Source organism: Vibrio sp. NC2 (assembly GCF_025195005.1).
In the GTDB taxonomy this organism is placed as follows: domain Bacteria; phylum Pseudomonadota; class Gammaproteobacteria; order Enterobacterales; family Vibrionaceae; genus Vibrio; species Vibrio splendidus.
Genome location: NZ_JANVFC010000049.1, coordinates 1 through 881, shown reverse-complemented (window position 1 = coordinate 881; position 881 = coordinate 1). Strand labels below are relative to the sequence as shown.

The following is an 881-nucleotide window of genomic DNA, read 5'->3' as shown; positions in this document are numbered from 1 at the left end:
CTAGAAGCGTTCGGTGCTATGCTACCTGAATTCATGGGCGGCTCTGCTGACCTTGCGCCTTCTAACCTGACTATGTGGTCTGGTTCTAAGTCTCTTGAAGCAAATGACTTCTCTGGTAACTACATCCACTACGGTGTACGTGAATTCGGTATGACGGCTATCATGAACGGTATCGCTCTGCACGGTGGTTTCGTACCATACGGCGCAACGTTCCTAATGTTCATGGAATACGCGCGTAACGCAATGCGTATGGCGGCTCTGATGAAAACTCAGAACATCCAAGTTTACACACATGACTCTATCGGTCTTGGCGAAGATGGTCCAACTCACCAACCGGTTGAACAGATCGCTTCTCTACGTCTGACTCCAAACATGAGCACATGGCGTCCATGTGACCAAGTTGAGTCTGCTGTTGCTTGGAAACTGGCAATCGAGCGTAAAGATGGTCCTTCTGCACTTATCTTCTCTCGTCAAAACCTTGCACAACAAGATCGTGACGCTGAGCAAGTAGCAAACATCGCGAAGGGTGGCTACATCCTGAAAGATTGTGCTGGCAAGCCAGAGCTAATCATCATTGCAACGGGTTCTGAAGTTGAGCTAGCGGTTAGCGCTGCTGCTGAACTAACCGCTGAAGGTAAAGCGGTACGCGTAGTCTCTATGCCTGCAACTGATGCATTCGACAAGCAAGACGCTGAATACCGTGAGTCTGTACTTCCGTCAGACGTTACAGCACGTATCGCAGTAGAAGCTGGCATCGCTGACTTCTGGTACAAGTACGTTGGCTTCGGTGGCAAGATCATCGGCATGACAACGTTCGGCGAATCTGCACCAGCAGGCGAGCTATTCAAGATGTTCGGTTTCACTACTGAAAACGTAGTAAA

The 881-nt window shown here is 49.5% G+C and carries 1 protein-coding gene; it reads left to right on the top strand.

Going from position 1 to position 881, the window contains the following annotated elements; translation table 11 throughout:
• Window positions 1-881, top strand: an 881-nt coding sequence (locus NX845_RS23365; RefSeq protein WP_311319431.1) for a transketolase family protein, incomplete at both ends; no start/stop codon positions are given.